Source organism: Asticcacaulis sp. SL142 (assembly GCF_026625745.1).
GTDB lineage: Bacteria > Pseudomonadota > Alphaproteobacteria > Caulobacterales > Caulobacteraceae > Asticcacaulis.
The window spans coordinates 975,862-999,537 of record NZ_CP113061.1 but is presented as its reverse complement, the minus strand read 5'-3'; the positions used below and the strand labels follow the sequence as shown (position 1 = coordinate 999,537).

Here is a 23,676-nt window from a genome sequence, read left to right as displayed (position 1 = left end):
CGTTGCGTTGGCTTGGCGAGGATCAATAATTAGGCCATGGTGCCCTATCTACGGGGCTTGAGCGGCAATTCTAGCTGATAAGCTGGCAACCCGACTTTACCCTCTGGAGCGAACGGCGAGGGGGCTTGAAGCGACGGCTTTGGCTCGCCGCCTTGATTGAGGAAATCGAGCAGGTCACTACGCAGGATCAGACGGCGGCCACCAACCTTTACAGACCGCAATCTACCCTCAGCCATTTTCTCATACAGGAACGAGCGACCAAGGCCCGATGCCTTCACGGCTTCATCAATACGATATGCGATTTTGTCTGCGGCGTTGAAAGGCATGTCGGCTCCTTGGTCAGGAGCCAAGATACCGTTACCTCTGAAGATGCGAGATAGCCCTTACATCCCCCGAACCCGCCGTTCGGCCGAAGTTAGAGCGGCCGCCCGGCCCCCAACAAGGCCAGGGCGGGCGCGCAGAGCAAGCCTACTTTAGAGACCCTACAATGACCATTTTGGTTGGGAGGCTGAAAAACATTCGAGCTTTCAATCGGTTAAGCGGTATTGCCTCTTGCCGCCAATTCGAACATCCATAAAAAGCGATGTGCAGACAGTGACTTAGCCGATATCGGAGGCACTGCTTTTATCTTGTTTTACTAATCGGGCAGTTCTTTTCTGTATAAATTGGGATGATCAAGTCATTTTACTTCACCTGGTCCGCATTTGTCCACGAGATAGTTTCCGTTATATTTCAGCATCCTTTCGACAGGCTCATGCGTTACTACGTGCTCGGCATTTCGGCACAGGCTTTCGGTCGTGTCTGAACGGACAATCCAAGCACTACACGCGCACTCTGGCCTTGCGGCCGGGGCAAGCAAGATAGCGGATTTGTCGGTTCTGCGGCCCTGTCGAGGGGACGCTCCCGTGCACGGGAACTTGTGGAAGGTAGCGGTTAAAACGGGTTGCGCGGCGAATTTCACCGAGACTCTCCCGCGAAGTACGAGGACACTGCGTCATCTTCGCGCATGATCTTTGTGGGCTTCGAAAACTCAGCGCGCCACGTGTTAAAGTGACTTCGTCCCGGTTCCCAATCTTAGCGACCTCTTTGAGCGCATCGCCACGGACAACAACTTGCATCACCGCGTCCTTTTTAAACGCTTACGAAACCTGGGTCCCATCCTCATCTGTAACTGTCCTTGTTTAAGTTTTGCAACAAGGAAAGCGTCTACAATTCTAGGAACACCTCGATAGTCTTACACGGCATGTCCTACGGGAGTTCTACAAGTTAAAAGTGTTTGCTAACGCGCGATACCATCTCGTCGTCCTGCATAAAAACAATTCGCGAATCACACATTCTTTTTACGGTTTTGATGCGTTCAGGCGTCTCTGTTTTAATTGTCATTTGGTTTACATAAACCTGTGATTTTTCTGCCGGATAGCGGCAAGCCAGTTTTTTTGGCCTCGATCCGGGAACCAGATGGACTCATCCGTAAAAAACATGATCAGACATCTGAGAAGGGTATTGTCCAGGCGTGGCGTATCCCCTCATGACGCTGACGATCTTATTCAGGATGCGTATCAGCGTCTGGAAATTTATCGTCAGGAAAATGAAGTTAGCAAACCTGAAGGGTTCCTTGTCCGCACGGCTATCAATTTGTCAATTGACAGGGTCAGGCGGCGAAAGCGTTCCGGTATTGTGGCCGGTCCGATCGAAGATTTCGTAATCGTAGATAAATCTCCACGACCGGATGAGGTTTACGCTACCCGTAGGCGTCTAGAGAGGTTGAATGACGGTTTTGCGGCTCTCGATCCATTGACGCGGCAGATGTTACGGGCGCAAAGGGTGGAAGGCATGAGTGTAGCCTCCATAGCCGACAGGCATAATCTGAGTGTGAGCGCAGTTGAGAAGCGGCTGGCTAAGGGGATACTCTTCCTGATGAACTGGATGGACGGATGGTAAAGAGGCACAGGGCATCAACTCAACTAGAGGATGAGGAAAAATTGCGCATAAGAGCTCAGGCAGCTTTACTGACGGTTCGTAAACATGACGGCGGCCGTGATTGCTTACGTCTGCTTGATGGGTGGGTTGCTGAAAACGATGATCACATGTCCGCATATACTGAAAGCCAGCAAATCTGGGATGAACTTGGGCGGATAGCGCCTGACTGGAAAACTGATACCCAGCGCGCTTCGATTCATAAGTTAAATTTCGCGGTGACGCGGCGCCAATTTGCGACCATCGCAATTGCGGCCTGTGCGGCTATGGCTTCGGTTGGGGTGGGCTGGCTGCTGCACGCGCCGACCTATAAGACTGCCGTGGGCGAGCAAAAGCTTGCCCGGTTGGCGGATGGTACCCGCATCATCCTGAATACAGATACTGTTTTTAAAGTACGCTACAGTCGGGGCGAGCGCAGGATCGAAATGGTTCAAGGTGAGGCGCTTTTTGATGTGGCTCACGACCCTGATCGCCCTTTTATAGTCGCCGCAGCGCAGGAGTATATTCGCGCTGTGGGGACGTCCTTTGTTGTGCGTCGTGATAATGAGCGGGTTGAAGTTACCCTGTTGTCGGGTGTAGTTGATGTTACCCGTAAAGATAATGGCCTTGACAAGGTTTCGCTGTCACCGGGGCAGCGGTTCCGAAGAGCCGACAATCAGTCCGTTGAACTGGATCGACCCAGGCTGGAAGTCGTAACCGCCTGGCGCAATGGTCAGCTTATTCTGGATGAAACGCCACTGCGGGCCGCTATCGCGGAAATGAATCGCTACAGCACAAAAGATATCCACCTTGATACTCAGGCGGTGGATGGAACCAGACTTAGTGGTGTGTTTCGTGTTGATGAAACCCGCCGGTTTGCTGAGACTGTCGCCGGTATTCACGGTCTGACATTTACCGAAACCGAATCCGGGATGAATCTGTCCGATAATCCGGGCTAGTTGTTGAGCGGAGCCTTCTGGCGAAATTACCTGATTGTTAGAGCCATATCCGCACGCGCGTGTCGATATGGCTTTTTGTTGTCTGAATGACTAGCCGTCAAAAAAAATATCAGAGCGATGTGCGGTTTTCAGAAGCTGCGTCGTCATTAATATGTTCGACATTAAGTGGCTCTGTTTCATTAAGTAAGTGACGAGATCGCGATATCTGTTTTGCGTGTATTTGCGTGGATCTGCTTTGCTGACATTGTATGTTTTTAATCACTTCATGGATTTATTCATGGATTTTATCTGTCGTGTTTAATTTTAAACTATTGATTTATTTAATATATTTTTGAGTTGTCATAAATACTTCAAGGTAATATTGTAATTGAGCGGAGTTTGGGGTTGTCCTGTTGGGGTTTCATTTAGGACGCTCATCTTTTTTATTTAATTCTACTCCGAGGGTTCTTGAATGCTTTCGAATAAGTGGCTTTTTGCCAGTGCGATAGCGCTTGGCTGTGGCTTGGCTGTGTCTGTACAGGCGCAGGAGGCGGTTTCAGAGCCGGTGGGTGAAGCTGAGGCCTCTGCAGAAGATGATGATCGTCGTCTTGACGTTATGAACTACCGGATTGAAGGCAATACGGTTCTGACGCGGATGGATATTGAGGGTGCGGTTTTGCCGTATCTGGGCCCGCAGCGGAAGGTATCTGATGTTGAGGCCGCGCGTCTGGCGCTGATGAAGGCCTATCACGCCAAGGGCTTTGAGACGGTTGATGTGCGCATCCCTGAGCAGGACGTGCGGGGCGGGATTATCCGGTTTGAGGTGGTTGAACTGAAGGTCGGGCGTCTGCGGGTTAATGACAGCCGTTACTTCTCGCCGGAAGATATCAAGGCGCAACTGCCGTCATTGGCTGAGGGCGGCGTGCCGAACTACAAGAATGTGGCCAGCGAGATCGCCGGGGCCAACAAGTCGGCGGATCGTATGGTTACGCCGACACTGCGGGCGGGTGATACGCCCGGCACGGTCGATGTCGATATCAATGTCGAAGATAAGCTGCCGCTGCATGGCTCAATTGAGATCAACGACCGGGCGTCAAGCCGCACCAAGCGGGCGCGCCTTTCGGCCGGCATCAGTTATGGCAACCTGTTCCAGATGGGCCATAGCCTGAACCTGCAGGCCCAGGTGACACCGGAGAAGCCGGAAGAATCGTGGGTGGTATCGGCCTCCTATGTGGCGCCTATCCGCGACACCCCGTGGACGATTGTCGGCTACGGCGTTCACTCAGACAGCGACGTGGCCGCTCTGGGCGGGATCAATGTTCTGGGGTCGGGCGATATTTTTGGTCTGCGGGGTATCTACACCAAGATCACCGGCGAGGCCGAGACGGCGCGGGTGCATCAGATTACGATGGGTATCGACTACAAGAGCTTCAAGGAAGATCTGGTTCTTGGAGACAGCACAGGCAAAACGCCGATCGACTATATTCCGCTGACTGTACAGTACACGCAGTCGCAGCGGACTGAGGATTTTGATTTTGACTTCAGCGTCGGGGTCAATCTGGGTCTGCGCGGACTTGACGCTACTAACAATGAGTTTGCGCTTAAGCGTTATGGTGCCAAGGCCAACTGGGTCGTTTTGCGCTCTGACGTGGGCTACCGGCACAAGTTTGACAATGACTGGCGCGCGGGTGCCAAGGTGGCGATGCAGTTTGCGGGTCGTCCGGTGATCTCGAACGAGCAGTTCTCGGCGGGCGGTCTTGATAGTGTCCGTGCCTTTTATGAAAGCCAGGACTTAGGCGACGACGGCATCTCGGTGCAGTTTCAGGTCGATACACCATCCTTCCATAAAAAAGCGGGGACATGGCTGAACGAGGCGCGGGCGTTTGCGTTTGCCGACGATGCGGCGCTGCGCATTTATAAGCCGCTGGCCGGTCAGGCTGAGACCACGGATCTGTCGAGCATTGGGGCGGGTATTACCGTGCGGGCGCTGGAGCGGCTTAACGCCTCGGTGCTTTTGGCGCACCCCCTGACCAACCGTAAATCCGTAATCGAAGACATCGAAAACAACCTGCGTGTGCAGGCGCGCATCTGGAGCGAATTCTAATTCTAATTTTCTGAGCAACGCGAATTCTAATTTTTAGTGAGTGATGAGGACGGCTGATATGGCTTTCAAGAAGTTTTTAGTGGCGGCGGTGGCGGCGGCGGTATTGCCGACCTCGGCGATGGCGTGGTGGGATGAGGGCTATGCTGAGCGTCGTTCGGTCACGCTGAACGCCGGTGCGATCAAGGGGCTGACCTCTGAGGTTAAGCGCGCGCCGGTACTGGTGCGGTTGCACAGCGGGGTGCTTGATTTTACGCAAACCAAGCCCGATGGCAGCGATTTGCGCTTTGTGGCGGGCGACGATAAGGCGCCGCTGAACTACCACATCGAACGCTTTGATCCTCTGGCAGAGCTGGCGCTGATCTGGGTGGACGTGCCCACAGTGGCGCCCGGTGCCAACCAGACGATCTGGCTTTACTACGGTAACGAAACGGCCAAGCCGGTGTCGGATGCGGGCAAGACCTATGACGGTGAATATAGCCTGGTTCTGAACCTGAACGAGAATGCGGCGGTGCCGGTTGATCAGACGGCCAATGCCAATCGCCTGAGTGCGGCCAATACCAAGCCAACGCTGGAAGGCCTGATTGCCGGGGGGTTGAGCCTTAACGCCCAAAGCCAGGTGCGAGTGGCCCCCAGTGCGTCGCTCAATGTGCCCGCGGGCGGCAAGATGACGGTCTCGGCCTGGGTTAAACCGGCGGCCGGTGTGGCCGTGGCCGGAGATACCGTGCTCTACACCAAGCTGAGCGCGGGTGGGGAAGGGGCACCATCGCGCCTGACCGTCGGGCTTCGCGACGGTGCGCCTTTCGTGCGTCTGGGCGCCAATGAGGCGGTCGCGGCAACCCCTTTGCCGGAAGGCACCTGGGCCCATGTGGCGGCCACGGCCGATGGCGAGACGGTGACACTTTACGTCAATGGCGCACCCGCCGGATCGTTTGCCGCGGCCTTACCTGAACTGGGCGGCGAAGAGGTTATTGGTACAGTCTCAGGTGTCACGGGCTTTAGCGGCGATATCGACGAAGTTAATCGTGCCAATGCCGCCCGCTCGGCGGCCTATATCGCCCTTCAGGCCCAGTCTCAGGGACGCTCGTCCGGGTTTGCCACTGTGGCGACCGAGGCTGAGGATGCCGGTGCGGCTAATCACGACTACATGCGCATCCTGATCAGCGCCCTGACCCCGGATGCCTGGGTGGTGATCATTCTGCTGACGATCATGTCGGTGCTCTCCTGGATCATCATGGTCATGAAGGGGCAATTGTTTGGCCGCACCAACCGGGCCAACCGCAAGTTCCTTGAGATCTATCAGACGGCGACGCGCGGCCAGGGGGCTCATACGGGCCTGACCAATAAGGATCTGTCGTCGCAGCACCCTAACGCCTCTGTGGCGCGTCTGTTCTCGATCGGTCAGGACGAACTGCGCCAGCGGATGGCAGAGGCCAAAGATCTGGGCTCAAAATATGCCATTGCCCCGCAATCGGTGGCGGCGATCCGCTCCGCCCTTGATGCCGGCCATGTGCGCGAAGAACAGCGCCTGGCCAAGTGGATGGTGCTGTTGACCATTGCGATCTCCGGCGGTCCGTTCCTGGGCCTTTTGGGGACGGTCTTGGGGGTTATGATCACCTTTGCGGGTGTGGCGGCGGCCGGTGAAGTCAATATCACCGCCATCGCCCCGGGTATTGCGGCCGCTTTGCTTGCGACCGTGGCCGGTCTTGCGGTCGCGATCCCGGCCCTGTTTGGCTACAACTATCTGACCAGTCAGCTTGATAATATCTCCGCCGACAATCAGGTGTTTGTCGACGAACTGGAAAAGCGCATCGCCGAAACCTACCGCAACAGTGACCGGTAAGGGGCGCGTTTATGAAACTTCAATCCAAGCGTAAACCCTACGACGACATCAACATTACGCCGATGGTCGATCTGACCTTCGTGCTGCTGGTGATCTTCATCCTGATGACGACGGCCGCCATCCAGGGCGTCAAGGTCAACCTGCCCAAGGCGTCAAGCTCGTTTAGTCTGGCCCAGCCGACGACCAAGGCGATCACGGTCGATAGTGCCGGCCAGATCTATCTCGACACCTTTCCGGTGACGCTGGATGAGCTGGAATCCGAGTTGCGGACCCTGAAGTCCACCACGCCGGAGTTTCCCGTGGTCATCAAGGGGGACCGTGTCTCTCAATATGGCCGCATCATGGAAGTTCTGGATGTGTGCGGTCGTGTCGGTATCACCCAGATCGGTCTGGTCAGCGAACGCGTACGGAGTTCGTAGGTCATGATTGAACCTCCCAAGTTCAGGCTGCGGGACAACGTGCCGGTGATCCTGCTGGGCGTGATTGTTCTGGCCGCCCTGGTTCTGGCCGTCATGTACTTATGGCCCAAGGGCGACGCGGTGCGCACGGAGCGGGTGATCCAGGAAATTGCCCTGGCCACCCCGCCACCGCCGCCGGAGCCGCCCAAGCCGGAAGAAAAGGTGATTGAGGAACCCGAAGAAGTTGCGCCGGTTGAGCAGCCTTCGCCGCAACCGCCGTCGCCCACGCCGTCTGAGCAGCCTTCAGACGCACCACCGTCACCCTCCACAGAAGCCGCCGGTCTCGACCGGCTGGCGGATGCGGGATCTGACAGCTTTCGCCTGAGCTCCGGCAAGGGCGGGGGCCTGTTTGGTCGCGGCGGCGGCGGGGGCGGCGGTGACTGGGATGCGGCGGTGGCCCTCCACATCACCCGCGCCCTGCAACGCGATCCGCGCACCCGAAGCGCCAAAGGCAGTGTCAGGGTGGCGGTCAATATCGATGCGAAAGGCCAGTTCACCTCAGCGCGTTTGTTATCCAGTACAGGCGATCCGGAGCTTGATGCGCACATCCGCGCGGTCCTGTCCGAGATCGCTCCCATGAGCCGTGGGCGTCCGCCCGGCATTAGCGGTTCGACCAATCTCACTATCAATCTGAAACGATCCGCCGGTTAAGCCGCGCGACTTAAAGGAAACCTGACCATGTCTCTTCGTACCTCCCTTTTTGCCGGCAGCGCCTTGCTCCTGTCGCTGGCGGTCACCACACCGGCCCTGGCTCAGTCCAGCGATGTCGGCATTGAAATCCTGCAGTTGCTGGTCGATGAGGGGGTTATTCCTCATGCCAAGGCTCAGGAGATCCTGACCAAGGCCCGCCAGGCTGATGCCGCCAAGCGCGAAACTGAGGCCGCCAAGACCGCCTCCACGACCATTGACGTCGCCTATGTGCCGGAAACCGTGCGCGCGCAGATCAAGGCTGAGGTCAAGCAGGAAGTGGTCGCTCAGGCCAAGTCCGAAGGTTGGGTGGCACCCAACACTCTGCCGGATTGGGTGGACCGCATCAAGATCAGCGGCGACTTCCGCGCCCGCTTCCAGAATGAAGACTTCCCGACCTCGGTCATCACCAACGGGATCGTGGTCGAAGGCAACCCGCCGGTATTCCCGAATGCCGCCGCTATCAACCGCGCCGGTGGCGTTAATATCGCTGACGGCTTTCCTTTGTTGAACTCAACCATCGACCGTCGCCGTTCCAACTACCGCGCCCGTCTCAAGTTCGAGGCGGACATTAATGACAAGGTGTCGGTGGGCTTACGTCTGGCGTCGGGCAATGACAACAATCCGGTAACGACCAACACCAGCTTTGGCGACTACTTCTCCAAGGATGAAATCTGGATCGATCAGGCCTATGTCAATGTCAAGCCGATCAAGGGCCTGACCCTGACGGCGGGCCGGATGCCCAATCCGTTCTACGCGACCGATCTGGTCTGGGATGCGGACATCAATCTTGAAGGTCTGGCTGTGTCTGGTGACTATGGCTTTAATGACAGCCTGAAGATCTTTGGCACGGCGGCGGTTCTGCCGTTGCAGGAGCGCGAAATCTACGACGACAGCTACCTCTATGCCGCGCAGGCCGGTGTCGGCGGCCAGTTTGCCAGCCAGTTCGGCTACAAGGCCGCCGTCAGCTATTACGACTTCAGCAATGTTCAGAGCACGGTCAATGCGCCGAACTCGCGCCTGACCGACTGGTCAGCGCCGAAGTACCTGTCCAAGGGCAACTCACTGGTCAATCTGCGCACCGATGGCACGACCTTCCTCGCGGGTCTGGCCTCCAAATATGAACTGATGGCGTTTACCGGTCAGCTTACTTACGGCACAGGGCCGCGTCAGTACCGCCTCTCCGGCGAAGTGGTCAAAAACCAGGGTCACGACACGGCGGAACTGCTGGCCCTGGGCCTGCAGGACTCCGGCGATACCGGTTATCAGATCCGCTTTGATGCCGGTTATCCGGTTGTCTCTGAGCGTAACCAGTGGCGGGTAGCGGCAGCCTTCAAGCATGTCGAAGCCGATGCGGTTCTGGACGTGTTTACCGACTCCGACTTCGGCCTCGGCGGCACCGACAGCGAAGGCTACATCCTTGAGGGGGAATACGGCGTCTATAAAAACTCAAGCGTGAGCGCGACCTGGCTGTCGTCGGACTCGATCGACGGCCTGCCGTTCTCGGTCGATGTCCTGCAACTCAACTTCAACACCCGCTTTTAAGGAGGGATGATCATGACCTTTCTCTCCAAACTTCTCATGGTATCGTCGGCCCTTGTGGTGATCTCAGGCGCGCCCGCCTACGCTCAGACATCGCCGGCCCCCAAAACCGTGGCCCAGCTTGAGGCCGATCTGCGCCAGCAGACCACGGTGGCCAGTAACGCCCGTCAGGAAGTCGAGCGCCTGCGGGCGGAACTGGCTCTCAAGGACGAACTGATCGCCCTTGGGGTTCAGCGTAATGCTGAACTCTATGCGATTGCCTCCGAGATCGCCGACAAGGGTCTGAGCAAGCACTCGTTAGAGCCCTTCGTGCAGGCCCAACGCGTCAAGATGGAAAACCTCAAGCAGTCCTATGAGGATCGTCTGCGGGCCGCGCGTGTCTACGACACCACCCTGCCACCCAGCGTTCAGGCCCGCATGGAACAGGATCTGGCCAAACCCAAAACTGATGGCGCGGGTTCTGAGTAACCGCGCCGCTACCCCTGATATGTTCGCCATATAATTTTTGATTACAGGAAGTCTTCCATGTCCCGCATCGCCGCCTCCGCCCGTACCGGTCTGACCGGTTCACGCCGGCTTAAAGCCAGCGCCAGCCTGATGGTTCTGGCTCTGGCTGCCAGCGTCTCGTCCGCCAGTGTCTCGCCCGCCCTTGCCGCGGAACCCTTTGCCAACATGGTGGGCATCCAGGCCGGACGGATCATCGGCACCGGGCCTAATGCGCAGGTCGCTCAGTGGACCGGCGCCAACGCCCCGGTCATCGGCACGGACGTGGATGGCCGCGCGCTCATGACCATCCAGCAGACCCAGGCCAAGGCCCTGCTCGACTGGGAAGACTTCCGCCTGCAAACCAATGAAGTGCTGGAGTTCCAGCAGCAGTCGGCCGACTGGATCGCCGTCAACCGCGTCCACGGCAATCAGGCGGCCGAAATCAATGGCGAAATCAGGGCCATCGGTAAGGTCTTTGTCCTCAACGACAACGGCGTCCTCATCGGCAAAGACGCCAAGATCAACACCCGCACCCTCGTCACCGGTCAGGGCGTCTCTGACGTCCTGATCGACGGCAAAACCACAACCCTCGTCCAGTCCAGGGAAAAAGCCATCCTCGACTGGTCCGACATGTCCTTGCAGGCCGGTGAAGTCCTCAAGTTCCAGCAGCAAAAATCAGATTGGGTCGCACTCAACAGGTCACATCTGACGGGCGGTGCTACCCAAATCAAGGGCGATATAAAAGCCGGTGGACATCTACTTTTAGTTTCGCGTGAAGGGTTGTTCGTTGACGGTAAGATCGATGCCCAACAGGTCATAGTCTCGTCACTCGACATTCAAGATCGTAATTTCTTATCATACGGTATATTTGCACCGTATGACGGCGACCGAACCGCGCCAAGCTTCAGCAATGGCTGGAACTACGTTTTTGAACCCAACAAGGGCCTTCGTGAGTTGCTCGAAGCGCCACCGCCCGCGTCTGATCCCAACGATCCGCTTCGCTATGTAACCACAGTTGGTACAAACGGCGTAATCTCCACAGGTGCGCGCGGTAAAGTTATGCTGCTCGGCCCAAATGTTACAAATAAAGGTACCATCAAGGTTTTTGATGAAGGCCAGGTGATTTTGGCCGCGGCCGATAACATCTATCTGACCAAAGGGGCCGATAACCGCACGGTCAATGTTTTCACCGGCGCCCATAACGGCATTACCGGCCCACGTATCAATGTCTCCTACAACTATCCGGGCGATCCGGAAGCGCCATGGAATAACGGAGGCACGATTACGGAAGACTACAAACAATTGCTGACTGCAGTCAGTGGCAAGCCATGGTTGGAGTTTGTCAGGTCGGTTGTCGGCGACGCCTACCAGGAAGGCGATATACTGGATTACGGCAAGAGAAATCAGCTTTCTACCGTTGTGCTGGGGCAGCGCGGTGGCTGGGAAGACATGGGCGGGCTGATCGTCAAGTATTTGAACAATCAGCAAGCTGTCCGCACCGAAGCCGTTGGTTTCCATGCCCGCAACGAAGGCATTATATCGGCCAAGCGGGGCGGCTCGGTCGATTTCCGGGGCTGGAATCTGGAGCAGATGGGCGCAATCGAGATGACCTCGACCGCGCAGTTCCGCGGTAATATGACGTTCTCGCCACTAATGTACGACTACCGCGAATATCCGGGCAATGAAATGGACGGCCCCGCCGTAATGGGCCACGGCTCAGTGATTTTTGGCAAGGGCAGCCTGACCCAGATCACGCCTGATCTGGAATCAACTGATACCCTACCGGTGAGTGAAGGCAACCAGATCGTCGGGAATTTGACGATCAATGCCGGCCGTATCCACATGCAGGAGGATTCAGTCATTTACCTGCCAAGCGGCAATATGAAGGTGCTGCTGGATACCACTAACCACGTCTTCTGGAATAACCGAGGGCAATCCGCCAATCTGGATAACGAAGATGGCGCACGGTTCTTGATGGAGCGCGGGGCGACCATAGATCTGTCAGGATGGGACACCACGCTGGAAATGGGATTCCATCAGGTCAAGGGCAAGCTTTACGCTGCCCAGCTTAAGGATTCGCCCCTGCAACGCGACGGTGTTCTGTACCGTCAGGAAATTTCCGTCGATCGCCGCTATGGCACCAATGTTGCCGATTGGGAAAGCTTCGACAACCTGATCCAGGGCACACTGGCGCAGTTCTTGAGCAAAGGTGGCACATTTACTCTGGATACCGACGACGACTTCATCATGAAGTCGGGCTCGGTGATCGACGTATCCGGCGGCGTGACGACCTATAAGGACGGCTATGTCTACACGACCCTGCTGCGTCGTCTGGATGGCTCGATCATCGATATCCGCGAAGCCGATCCGGATGAGCTCTATATGGGTCTGGCCAATCAGTGGACGGTTTATGATACCAAGTGGGGTCAGCAGACCACCTATAATATCCCCCTGATGACGGCGACCCAGGGCAAGTTCGAGACCAGCTACCAGCACGGAGGTGAGGGTGGCACGATTGAAATCTTAGCCCCTGACGTATTGCTGCAGGGTACGTTAAAAGGCCAAACCATTGCCGGGCGTTATCAGCGCGGCAATTTGCCCAAAGGCGGCGAATTCATACTCAATAATGCCGGGGAATCCGAAACCGAGTATGTCAGCAATAGCATCCTGATTGCCGCCAATGAGCAAATACTGAATGCTAATTTTGGACTTTATGATAAACTTTCTGATACGTTTGGTGAGTTCTTTGGCGAAGAATTCGACTACGCGACCGATGAGTTTGGCAGTAAAGGCCGCCGCTCTGATAATTCGACATTGGTTTCGGACGACTTCTTCAATCGTTCGACCATGGGCAGCTATTTGCTTACTCAAAAAGGTCGGACGGATCCTGACTCAATAGATTTTGCGCCCTTGCCCGGTTTTGCTGTTGTCGTGGAGGAGGGAGTAAACCTTAATCTTGCCGAAGGGGCTTCCTTGAGCCTCACCGCATCCAACCGGATGCAGTTTTTAGGTAAGGTGCGTACTGAGGGGGGGAATCTGAGCTTCGCCGCCCAAGGTCTGGAATTTGGTGCTAACAGTTCACTGAATACGCGCGGTTCTTGGTACAGCGATTTCGAAATCGACGAGCCCATAGCGTTGGATAAATCGCCACGTATAAATGGCGGTAAAATTACCTTGAGCGCCACCTATGCCGATTATGATGAACCTGTCGACAATATCGATCTTATCCTGCCCGATACAATGGTCATTGATTCCTCTGGCGGCGGGTGGGCGGACCGTAATGGCAAGCTCAAACTCGGTAAGGGCGGCGACCTTATTGTCTCGGCTGATCTGCTTAGTAACGCTGAACTGGATCTGGGAGCGTTGTCACATGCCCGTGCTTACGGGCTAGGCGGCAACGGCGCATTCAGCCTGTCAGCCTTGAGAGATGATATCCTGATTGGCGGTACAATTGCTGATGCCGCCGACGGTTCACGTCAAGCTTTGCAATTCCTGCCCTCTTTTTTTGAAAATAGCGGGTTCGGTTCTATCTCGTTAAGCGGCAAAAGTGTGACGATCGCCGAGGATACGCAGATCGCGGCGTCAAGTGCCGTTATGAAACTGACGGACAGTGACCCGATAAAAGGTGTGTTGCCGGCCTATTACGCGCCTTCGGGTAGTGATATTTACGACATCACAACCATCGGGGCTTTGCCGCTGGAACTGCGGATACCGGCCTTGCGCAAGGGCATTACCGTCAACCTTACGGGTATTAGTACGGTCGTGTTGGGCGAAGGTAGTACCTTGTCTACTCAAGCGGGCGGTGCGCTGGGACTCTCGGCCTTGAATGTCGATATCTACGGCAGCCTTTTGGCCCCCGGCGGCAGTATAAATGTTTCAGCCGGTGCGACTGATGGTGCGCTTGGAAAGCTGACGGTTCATGATACGGCGCGCCTTATGGCTCCCGGTTTTGCCCTGATGCTGACGCGCACGCTTGATAACCAGGGCCGCGAACTCACGGACGGTATCGTGCTGAATGGTGGTTCGATTACCTTAGCTGCTTTTGATCTGAATATCGAAGGCGGTGCCGTGCTGGACGTGTCAGGCACCTCAGCAACCTTCGATATTGCCACTAAAACAAACGGTGCCGTAGTGCGTCAGCCCCGCACGGTTGCGTCAAATGGTGGATCTATCTCGATCAGCGGCACGGCGATGAATATCAACGAGGCCACCTATATTGGCAAGGCTGGCGGAGAGGGCGCCCGCGGGGGAAATTTCTCGATAGGTTTCTCGTCGGATTATGAGGCCCGACGTGACATAAACCCTTATGTCACGCCCGAGAATGCGTATGAGCAAATTGCATGGCTATTTGAGAGTGGCTCCATCACAGATGTCGACGGTAATACCGTAAGCAGCCTGTTTGGAACGGATCTTAGCAAGATTGCCTGGGAAGCTCTGGGTTTACCTGACATACAATTCTCGCCGGGTTATACTATCAGCAACAACGAAGAACTGGTTGATATCCTGCGCGCGATTGATGTCGCAGCTTTAGGTGCCGCCCCTGTGCTGGTTATAGGCGATAACTTCGCGGACTTTCCTGACCAGGGTGCAATAGCACCTGTACAGGTTGAGACCGGGCTGGTTAAGCTCTTTGAGCAATTAGTCGGGTATGAATTTATTAGTCCGGTATCCCGCCCGACACCGGTCACCCGCCTGTCGCCAGGAAATATCGCAGCGGGTGGTTTTTCGGGCCTGTCCTTAAGCGCGTCGCCCGGTATCCTTTTTACCGGTGACTTAACTCTGGGAGGCTATAAGGCTGACGGCAGCCATGTGTTTGACCAAATCGATATCAGCGCCGGTCGCATTATGGGCACGACAGGGGCTGATGTCAGGATCAACGCTGATATTGTAACGCTTGGCGAAGCCGCTGTATCAGGCGGCACGTTTAATGTGGCGCTTTATGATAAAGCATTAAAGGGCCTCGGTCTTGAACCTGTCAATTCCGACACCCGCCTCCAGATCAAAGCTGGCAATCATCTGCAGGCCGCTGCGGGGTCGTTTTATGGCTATTCCGATGTAACGCTGGCCAGCGGTGGAGACATTCGCTTATCCGCGCCAACTCGACCAGGGCTTCTGGTACGACCGGTTGGATCTATATCTACACCGGGCAATCTCAATCTAAAAGCTGATCAGATTTATGCGGTCACCGGAAATGATTTCACTATCGAGGCCGGCGATACTCTGACTATTTTAAAGCAAGACGATGGCGGTAAGATTAATGCAAGTCCTTACGAAGCCGGCGCGATACTATCGCTTAAGGCCCCACGTATTAACCAAGGCGGCACCATTCGCTCACCATTTGGCACCATAAATCTAATTGGGATCAATGACGGTACTCCCGGGGCCAACACAGTCACGCTCTTACCCGGCAGTTTGACCTCAGTTTCTGCTGACGGCAAATTGATACCTTACGGATTTACCAGCAGTGGGGACACCTGGATCGACCCGATCACAGGGCTTGAACTAACCAGTTTGCCGGCAAAGGCGGTTAATCTAACGGCGAATACACTTGATCTTCAGCAGGGGGCGGTCCTCGATGTTACCGGCGGCGGTGACCTTTATGCGTATGAGTTCGTTTCCGGCATCGGGGGTTCCAATGACTGGCTGACGGGTTATCGCGATGCTGATTACAACTGGGTGAATGACGCAAGTGAGGTCTTTGCCGTTATTCCCGGATATGATGCCGATATAGCCCCTGTGGGGATAGGTAATGGCAACGGTCCATCGATTGGGGAGAAGGTCTATCTTTCCGGTGGCAGTGGCCTGGCAGCGGGTTATTACACCCTGCTGCCAGCCCGATATGCCCTACTGCCCGGTGCATTCCGCGTCACGGCCAACCATCATTACGGTGCGTTCAACGACATGGTTTTGAGTGAAAACCGTGCACTGAATGATGGCTCAACCATTCAGGCGGGGTATCGCTACATACCCGGTACGAATGGTCTTCCAAAATATACTGATACACGCACCAATGGATTCCTGGTTATGCCCGGTGAGACTTTGCGTGAACGATCACAATATATCGAAACCTCAGCCAATAAGTTTTACGTCTCGGAAGCGTTCCTTAAAAAAGCCCTACGTACCAACCGTCCGGTTGGGGAAATTCCGCGTATCCCGCTAGACGGCGGTAGCGTCGTTATTGATGCCGGTTCGCAGCTTATACTGAACGCCACCCTGAAATCAGCGGCGGCAGAAGGCGGTCGTGGCGGGTTCGCCGATATCAAAGGTCAAAAGATTGCGGTCGTAGGGGCGGCTACAGACCGCTCACTCTACGGTGACTATCTTATACTTGACAGCGAGCGTCTGAACAGCTTTGGGGCGGAGAGCTTGTTGCTGGGCGGTGTGCGTAAACAAGGTGCGATCAATCTGGAAATTGATGTCGGCGCGACCGATATCGTTATCGACAATAAGGGTTCCATCCTGTTCGGGCCGGAACTGTTATTCGCGTCAACCGGCAACATCGAGGTGCGCGAAGGAGCAACAGTTGAAACGCGCGGTAAGATCAGCGGTTCATCAGGCGATTTGCGCATCCGTCCTGGTATTGCGGCATTTATTGATGACATGGGTACGTCCTGGGATTGGGACGACGTCCAGGTACACGGTGAATTCGATCAAGGTGCAGTCTTGCGCCTGTCGTCCAGCGAGCAGGTTGATATACTCCGTAATATCACAGCCATAGACGCTTTGGACGCGTTAGTGGCCGATCCGGCAGCGCTAACGGCCATCAATACGCAGCGCCTAGCCAAGGGTTTGGCCCCAATAGTTCCAGCCGGTAACATAACGGTGGCCAACGGGGCGACACTTAGGAGCAGTCAATCTCTGGCCCTTGACGCGACCAGCGACACAGGTCTTGCTACGGGTGCGGTACTGAGCACGAAGCAAATCAGTGCGTCAGCTTCTCAGATAAGTGTCGGGGAGGTGCCGTCCGGGACCACGGGGCTGGTATTTTCTGGAGGATCTCTGGGTGCGCTGGCTTCGGCTGACGACATCCTGCTGCGCTCTTACGGCAGCATTGATTTCCACGGTGGCGCCACATTGCGCGCCAGTGGCGGTCTTACGCTCGACAGCCGTCAGATCAATGCTGTGAACGCCGGCGGCCAGACGGTTACAATCAGCGGTAAATCGTTGACGCTTACCAACGCCAATGGTGGTACGGCCACGTCCACGGCCGGTAGCGCTAACCTGTTGCTTGAGGGCGACAACATCTACTTCGCCGGCCAGAACAAGTGGCTGTCGGGATTCAATGATGTCACGGTCGCGGCGAAGGCGCGCGTTATCGGTCGCGATGACGGCACGCTCTACTTGCCGGGGACACTTACGCTCGAAGCGGCAGATATTACGGCTGAAAGCGGGGCACGGTTGTTCCTCGATGCGCAGGGTGCGGTTGCCATTAAAACCAACGGCAATGCGACACTGCCCACATTTGAAACCCTGGGGGCAACGCTTGGGATCACCGGAGCCAGCATCATCAATCAGGGCCGTATTGGCCTGACGGGCGGCACAGTCAGCCTGCGGGCACGCGATGGCAACGTCACTCTGACTGATGCCTCGGCGATCAATGTGACCAGCAATGTCAGCAAGATATTCGACGTAGAGGTCGGTGTAGGCGGCGGTTCAGTCAATCTGGTTTCGGATCGCGGGAACATCGATATGGCGAGTAATGCTATCATCGATGTGTCGGGTACTGTAGCCGGGGGTGACGCGGGTGCCGTGAATGTCTCGGCTGGCCTCGGACAGGTTAGCCTGGCAGGTCAGGTCAAGGGCAGTGCCGGTGAAGGTTTCCGATCAGGGGCGTTCTCACAGATCAGCCTGAATCTTGCTGATTTTGTTGCCCTCAACACGCGTCTGGATCAAGGCGGTTTCCTTCAGAGCCGTCGTTTTGAGGTCAACAACGGTGATGTCAATATAACAGGTTCGGTCAAGGCGCAGGACTTCGCGGTCATCGCCAACGATGGCGATATTCTGGTGTCCGGTACGGTTCAGACCCTGGGTGACAGTGGCGGGCGTATACAACTTTCGGCCGCCGAAAACGTCGTGCTTGCCAGTGGCGGGAAGCTGCTGGCGCGCGCCAACAGTACAGCCGGAGCCGGTGGCACCGTATTCCTTGAGACGGTTGGTAAAAATGGCGGCGTCGTTAATCTTATGGCCGGATCGTTGATTGATGTATCAGGCACAGGGGAAGGGGGGCGTACCATCCGGTTACGGGCACCGCAACTGATGGGCGGTGATCTGGGTATCGGTCAGGTAGCCGGTAGCATCACCGGTGCCCGCTCGGTCATAGCCGAAGGCTTTAAAGTGTATAATGATGTCGGCATCATCGATCAGAGCGTAATTGATACGGTGAGTGCGGACGCTGTAAATTTCATGGCCAATGCGAGCACCATTCAGGCTCGTCTGGGCTCAGGAGTCACCGTCACGCCAGGGATTGAACTCCGTAGCAATGGTGATATGGAACTGGTCAAAGACTGGGATCTGCACACTCTGCGTTTCGGGTCTGAACAGTCAGCGGGGGTACTGACCCTGCGCGCTAAGGGCGACCTTCTGATCAATGCTAACTTGTCCGATGGCTTCGACGGATCTACCGCCGATGCCAGCCTGATTGGTGGTAATGCCTGGACGTTTAATCTGACGGCGGGTGCCAATACCACAAGTCCGAACTCTCTGGCAGTCTTGCCGACGGGCCAACTAGAAGACGGCAAGGGGTCAATTATCGTTGGTGGCACAGCAGACACGACTGAGTTCTACCGTATTCAGATTACCAGTGGGCCGTTATCGGGAACCGTTGAGCACCGCCTGTATCAAAAGAATGCCGATGGGAACTTCCTGCGTGATCCGAATGAGTATAATCCCTATTATGGGTTCCTGGAACTTGAACGTGATGCGGCTACGGGGCTCTATATTGACCCGGACACAGGCGCTCTGATCCAGAAAGATCCGGTAACCGGCGATTATGTTGACACCGCTCGCTATGGCCGACGTCCGCTACCCGTGATTGCTAATGGCGAGGGGGGCTATAATCCCCCGACCATTTTTATGCAGCCGCTGTACTCCTATGAGCAGGATGCCCGCTACGGCAACCCGCGCAATGTCCAGTGGGATAATTCCACCGGGTATCTGGTTCGCACCGGCACGGGCGGACTCAACCTGGCCAGTGGCAGAGATCTGGTCCTGAAATACCGCCCGTCCGTAATATATACAGCCGGCGAATCGGCTGCGGATATAGCCGATTTCCAAGCCCCAACCCGTCTGCCGACTTGGGCTGATGGAGATGAGTGGGAGGGTATGAAGGGCTATTATACGCAGGGCGGCGGCGATATTTTCGTACGCACGCAAGGCGACATCATCGGTTCGGCCAGTAATCAGTTACCGACCGCATGGTTGTGGCGTTACGGCAAGACCGAAGCTAATGGTGATTTTACCAGTGGCGGTAACACCAACCTGGGCCGTGACCGCGAACAACTGACTTGGTTTGTCCGCTTCGATAAATATCAGGCCGGTATTGGTGCGTTAGGCGGTGGCAATATCGATATAGAAGCCAGCGGTAATATCACCAATCTGACGGTCAATATTCCCAATACGGGTCGTGTATCCGGGGGTTATCAGGATAAGGCGCGGGCCTTGCATCTAACTGGCGGCGGTGATTTGAGCCTGCGGGCGGGGGGCAATATTGGCACCGGTAACTTCTATGTCGCCGACGGTCTGGCACAGATTACGGCGGGCGGGGCCTTTACCTCAACCCACCAACTTGTGGCCAGTCGTCAGCGGGGATATGAAGGCCACCAATTACGATCCTACGATATCTATACCATGCTGTTCACATCGTCGGGTCAGTTCGAATTGCAAAGCGGTGGGGACCTGAATCTCGATATTGTCGCCGATCCATTTAACATGAAAGCGGCCACTGATAACATTTTCGGTGGCGGCGGCACCTACGGAGCGGAAAATACAATGATCCGCATCGGTGATAGCCGTAATGCAGAGAATTTCGCCCCGAGTTTTGTCAGCTATACACCTGATGCCCGCATTGATCTGTTCTCTGCTGGTGGGGATGTTAAAATATGGAATAATTACGGCAACACCCAAATCCTGAATAAGAATGGCGGGTACGTGTTGCCGCTGCATGTATATAACTATAACGGCAATGACTCACTCTTCTCGTCTGTGGCGGCTATGTGGCCAGGCACGGTAAGCGCGGTCGCCGCGGCCGGCAATGTCGAAATCAAAGGCGGTATGTACATGGCACCGTCACCGACGGGCAACCTGGACATATTGGCCCGCGAAAATGTCTTCTTCGGTCAAGGAACCCAGGTCAATGATCCGTTCGCCTTCCTGAATCAGGACGCGCAAAACTACTTCCCTGGCTATACAGGCATTTACATGAGCCAGTCACGGCGAGAACTCATGCCAGATGCATTGAATATACGTGCGTCTTATGGAGATATTGTCGGTGTGGATTTCCTGACGACGGCAGGATACAAGCCAATCAATGAAGGTTATGGTTATAATTTATTTAGTGAAGATTATTTACCTGACCTTCATATAGGCGACACTAATCCCGTGCGCATATATGCCGCGGAGGGCGATGTTGTAACGACGGGTCAAATCAATGTGCCGAAGTCTATGTGGGTGCAGGCCGGACGCCATATATACTTTCCGTACTACACGGTTCAACATAATAATTTGAACGATATGTCTCTGGTACGGGCGGGCGATGGCCTTTATTTCTCTGGTGATGGATATCTCTCTGTTTATGGTCCTGGTCGCCTGGAAATCGAAACCGGTCGTGACTTCTGGATACCTAGTAATGGAAAGGGCATCACAAGTAATGGCGTAGCCTTTGGTGACTCGAACATTTACGATAATGTGGCAGGAGAATTGTGGCATCCGGGTGAGAAAACAGCCGATATCGCCATTGCCACTGGTTATAATCAGACCCCGGATTATGCGGGTTTTGAGGATGACTATCTTAACCTTGAATTGATCGCGCAGATCGAAGGCTACCTCAAAACCGATGCCGGCGATGGCCGGGAACTGCCAGTTTATCTCTTTGACCGCATCTATGCCCGCGGTAACGGCAGTAAGGCGGTCCTGGTATCCCCGGAGCTGGCTAAGGGTTTTGTCAACTATATGCGCAGCCTCTCAAACCTGCCGCCCTTAGAGACTGCGGTCGAGCAGACCGAGTATCTGAATACGGCCTGGGAGGCATGGCTAGCTCTACCGGCATGGCAAGCGACACCGTTCGATGCGCTTGTCCCGCGTATGACGGCCGCTCAGGCGACCAGCAAAGGTGCAAAACCGGAGTTCTATCTCCCAGAACAGCGCGAAGGTTTGGTGAATTATGTCCGCCGTCTGCAGGGGCTTGATCCCCTGGCAACCCAGACTGAGCAACTGGCTTATCTCGACACGGCATGGTCGTATTGGAATACGCTGACCACTGACTACAAGACACCGCTTTACCGCAATATTTTCTATATGGAACTACGTACAACCGGCCGTGAAGCCAACGAAACAGAGAATGACCGCTACAACACGACGTTCCGCGGCTATAACGCCATTGCAAGCCTGTTTCCGGGAGCGCAAAAGCCCGAAGGTGAAGCCCTAACCGCCGGTGAATCGCGCTGGACCGGTGACTTCGAAACCTATGCCAGCCGGATAATCTCTAACGGCGGAGGTAAGGTTGAATTCATGATACCTGGCGGCGCCTTTAAACTGGCCAATGCCGCAGCGTCTCCCGGCGAGGTTGGTCAGCCTGTCCCCGACTGGAGCGGTAATATGGGGCGTGGTGACGCGCTGAGATCCGGGGTCATTACTCAGGATGGCGGTGAGATTAACATCTTTAGCCGGATGAGTGTGACCGTAAATGAATCTCGTGTTCTGACCACGAAAGGCGGAAATGTTCTTATCTGGTCTTCCTATGGAGATATTGCCGCCGGTAAGGGTGCCAAGACTTCAATCACGCCGCAGTTTTACGATTACTCCCTGAATGACTGGTTCCATATGAACCGTGTTCCGGCGGGCCTGCCGACAGGCGCAGGTATCGGAACACTGGCCACTCAGGACGGGGTGTCACCGGCGGATGTCGATTTGATCGCACCCAACGGTATTGTCGATGCCGGCGATGCAGGTCTGCGGGTATCGGGTAACTTCAACGTATTTGCTGTGCAAATTCTTGGTACGGATAACATCGATGTGGCGGGTATCTCAACCGGCCTTCCGGTACCACCGGCGGCGCCTCCGACCTCGATCGATATCGATATTTCTTCCGCAAACGACCTCGTCAAGAAGTCGCTCGAGGATGCTATTCAACAAGTCCAGAAAGACAAATCGATCGTTCCTCCCTCTCTGATCGAAGTCAAGGTTACGGGTTATGACGACGACGAAACCTGCGGCACCGAAGAAAATCCGTGTCCAAAAGTTGAACCGGACGCGCCGTCTTCACCCGCTGCTATCCGGGCCCCCCTGCAAGAGGAATATAAAGTGAAAGTGGCCTATACAGAGCCAAAGGTGGAATTCAAGATCGCACCGCAAATGCTCGATGAGGCGGTGCGCGCCATTGGCGAGGCGTCTGGTTTCAATATCCTTTATGACTCAGCGATCCTGAAACAACGCATGGCTCCGGCTTTGCGCGGACGCATGACGGTCGCTGAGGCGCTTGAAAAGCTGCTGTACAATCAGGGGCTTACGGCGGTTCGCGTAGGGCCACGCACCCTCATGCTGAAGAAGCTTCATAGTTGAAAATTAAGTCCGGAGCCGTCGCACTGACGGCTCCGGAATAAATCTGAAAGAAAATAGTATGTCTGAAACCAGAGTTAAACCCGACCCTGCCAAGGCTGAACCCCAGACGAGCAAATCGACCGCTGTGGCCAACCTTGCGTTGTTTTACAAAAATCCTCAGCCTTTGTCGGCGCAGTTGCATGGACACTGGCGATTAAGGGAAGGCAATGTGGGATTTGCAGCCGATACGGCTTATATCCCGGTTACTTTGAGCGAATTTGCCTTAGTGGTGCGCGATTATCCTCTGTTGTTCGCGCAATCAACGGCGGCACCGCTGGCTTTACTGGGGCTTGAGCGGCAGAACCTGTTTGTGTCAGACGGGATGTGGGAAGACCATGCCTATATCCCCGCCTATGTCCGACGCTATCCATTTAGCACGATACGATTGGAAGACGATAAAGGCTTCGCCATGGTCGTGGATACCGAAAGTGAACGTTTGGTAAAAGACCCGGCTTGCGAAGATGGCGTTGCCTTGTTCGATCTTGACGAACCGTCATCTTTCACGCGACAGGTCATGGACTATTGCGAGGCGTTTCACAGAGAAGCATTGGCAACCCAAGCTTTTAGTGAGGCCTTAAAAGCACAGGATATTCTGGTAGATCGACGTGCCGACCTTACCTTGCCGGACGGTAAAATTTTAGGCATTGATGGTTTTTGCATTGTCGATGCCGAGCGTTTTTCCAAGCTTGACGACCATGTGATCGTTGACTGGCATCGCAAGGGCTGGCTTGGCCTGATCAGCTTCCATCTGGCCTCACTGGAGCGGTTTTCAAATCTTATGAAACGCAACAGCGCACGACGTCAGACCCTAAGCGAACCAATCACTAACGCCAAAAGTAAGAAAGGCTGAGA

Annotated in this window: 11 protein-coding genes; 10 read left to right on the top strand and 1 reads right to left on the bottom strand. The window is 55.3% G+C overall.

The window, feature by feature from the left end:
- Positions 1 to 44 precede the first annotated feature (44 nt).
- A complete protein-coding gene (locus tag OVA03_RS04580; protein ID WP_267526989.1) occupies positions 45 to 326 on the bottom strand; it encodes a helix-turn-helix domain-containing protein in 282 nt (93 codons plus the stop codon).
- A gap of 1,132 nt (positions 327 to 1,458) precedes the next feature.
- Between OVA03_RS04580 and OVA03_RS04575 the strand changes: the two genes are divergently transcribed.
- The 10 genes from OVA03_RS04575 (at position 1,459) to OVA03_RS04530 (ending at position 23,674) form a co-directional block, all read left to right on the top strand.
- Positions 1,459 to 1,941 (top strand): RNA polymerase sigma factor, encoded by a 483-nt coding sequence (locus OVA03_RS04575; protein ID WP_267526988.1) that lies wholly within the window; start codon positions 1,459 to 1,461, stop codon positions 1,939 to 1,941.
- A gap of 146 nt (positions 1,942 to 2,087) precedes the next feature.
- A complete protein-coding gene (locus OVA03_RS04570; protein WP_267526987.1) occupies positions 2,088 to 2,915 on the top strand; it encodes a FecR family protein in 828 nt (275 codons plus the stop codon).
- Between the two features lie 451 nt (positions 2,916 to 3,366).
- On the top strand, positions 3,367 to 4,998 hold the full coding sequence (locus OVA03_RS04565; protein WP_267526986.1) for a ShlB/FhaC/HecB family hemolysin secretion/activation protein: 1,632 nt from the start codon (positions 3,367 to 3,369) through the stop codon (positions 4,996 to 4,998).
- Positions 4,999 to 5,056: 58 nt separating this feature from the next.
- Positions 5,057 to 6,838, top strand: coding sequence for a MotA/TolQ/ExbB proton channel family protein (locus OVA03_RS04560; RefSeq protein WP_267526203.1), 1,782 nt, complete (start codon positions 5,057 to 5,059; stop codon positions 6,836 to 6,838).
- 11 nt (positions 6,839 to 6,849) lie between these two features.
- Positions 6,850 to 7,257, top strand: a complete 408-nt coding sequence (locus OVA03_RS04555; RefSeq protein WP_267526985.1) for an ExbD/TolR family protein — start codon at positions 6,850 to 6,852, stop codon at positions 7,255 to 7,257.
- Between the two features lie 3 nt (positions 7,258 to 7,260).
- A complete protein-coding gene (locus OVA03_RS04550; RefSeq protein WP_267526205.1) occupies positions 7,261 to 7,947 on the top strand; it encodes an energy transducer TonB family protein in 687 nt (228 codons plus the stop codon).
- Between the two features lie 27 nt (positions 7,948 to 7,974).
- Positions 7,975 to 9,528 carry a putative porin gene (locus OVA03_RS04545; RefSeq protein ID WP_267526206.1) on the top strand — a complete coding sequence of 518 codons (1,554 nt, stop codon included), beginning with the start codon at positions 7,975 to 7,977 and terminating at the stop codon, positions 9,526 to 9,528.
- A 12-nt stretch (positions 9,529 to 9,540) separates the two neighbouring features.
- Entirely contained in the window at positions 9,541 to 9,993 is a 453-nt protein-coding gene (locus OVA03_RS04540; RefSeq protein WP_267526207.1) for a hypothetical protein, read from the top strand.
- A 57-nt stretch (positions 9,994 to 10,050) separates the two neighbouring features.
- A complete protein-coding gene (locus OVA03_RS04535; RefSeq protein ID WP_267526984.1) occupies positions 10,051 to 22,785 on the top strand; it encodes a filamentous haemagglutinin family protein in 12,735 nt (4,244 codons plus the stop codon).
- A 58-nt stretch (positions 22,786 to 22,843) separates the two neighbouring features.
- Complete coding sequence (locus OVA03_RS04530) at positions 22,844 to 23,674, top strand: SapC family protein (protein WP_267526983.1); 831 nt, start codon at positions 22,844 to 22,846, stop codon at positions 23,672 to 23,674.
- Positions 23,675 to 23,676: the final 2 nt, after the last annotated feature.

Excerpts from the sequence above, each read along its gene's own strand:
- OVA03_RS04550 (WP_267526205.1), top strand. The coding sequence starts at position 7,261 with ATGATTGAACCTCCCAAGTTCAGGCTGCGGGACAACGTGCCGGTGATC.
- OVA03_RS04575 (WP_267526988.1), top strand. The coding sequence starts at position 1,459 with ATGGACTCATCCGTAAAAAACATGATCAGACATCTGAGAAGGGTATTG.
- OVA03_RS04535 (WP_267526984.1), top strand. The coding sequence starts at position 10,051 with ATGTCCCGCATCGCCGCCTCCGCCCGTACCGGTCTGACCGGTTCACGC.
- OVA03_RS04560 (WP_267526203.1), top strand. The coding sequence starts at position 5,057 with ATGGCTTTCAAGAAGTTTTTAGTGGCGGCGGTGGCGGCGGCGGTATTG.
- OVA03_RS04530 (WP_267526983.1), top strand. The coding sequence starts at position 22,844 with ATGTCTGAAACCAGAGTTAAACCCGACCCTGCCAAGGCTGAACCCCAG.
- OVA03_RS04555 (WP_267526985.1), top strand. The coding sequence starts at position 6,850 with ATGAAACTTCAATCCAAGCGTAAACCCTACGACGACATCAACATTACG.
- OVA03_RS04545 (WP_267526206.1), top strand. The coding sequence starts at position 7,975 with ATGTCTCTTCGTACCTCCCTTTTTGCCGGCAGCGCCTTGCTCCTGTCG.
- OVA03_RS04580 (WP_267526989.1), bottom strand. The coding sequence starts at position 326 with ATGCCTTTCAACGCCGCAGACAAAATCGCATATCGTATTGATGAAGCC.
- OVA03_RS04565 (WP_267526986.1), top strand. The coding sequence starts at position 3,367 with ATGCTTTCGAATAAGTGGCTTTTTGCCAGTGCGATAGCGCTTGGCTGT.
- OVA03_RS04570 (WP_267526987.1), top strand. The coding sequence starts at position 2,088 with ATGTCCGCATATACTGAAAGCCAGCAAATCTGGGATGAACTTGGGCGG.
- OVA03_RS04540 (WP_267526207.1), top strand. The coding sequence starts at position 9,541 with ATGACCTTTCTCTCCAAACTTCTCATGGTATCGTCGGCCCTTGTGGTG.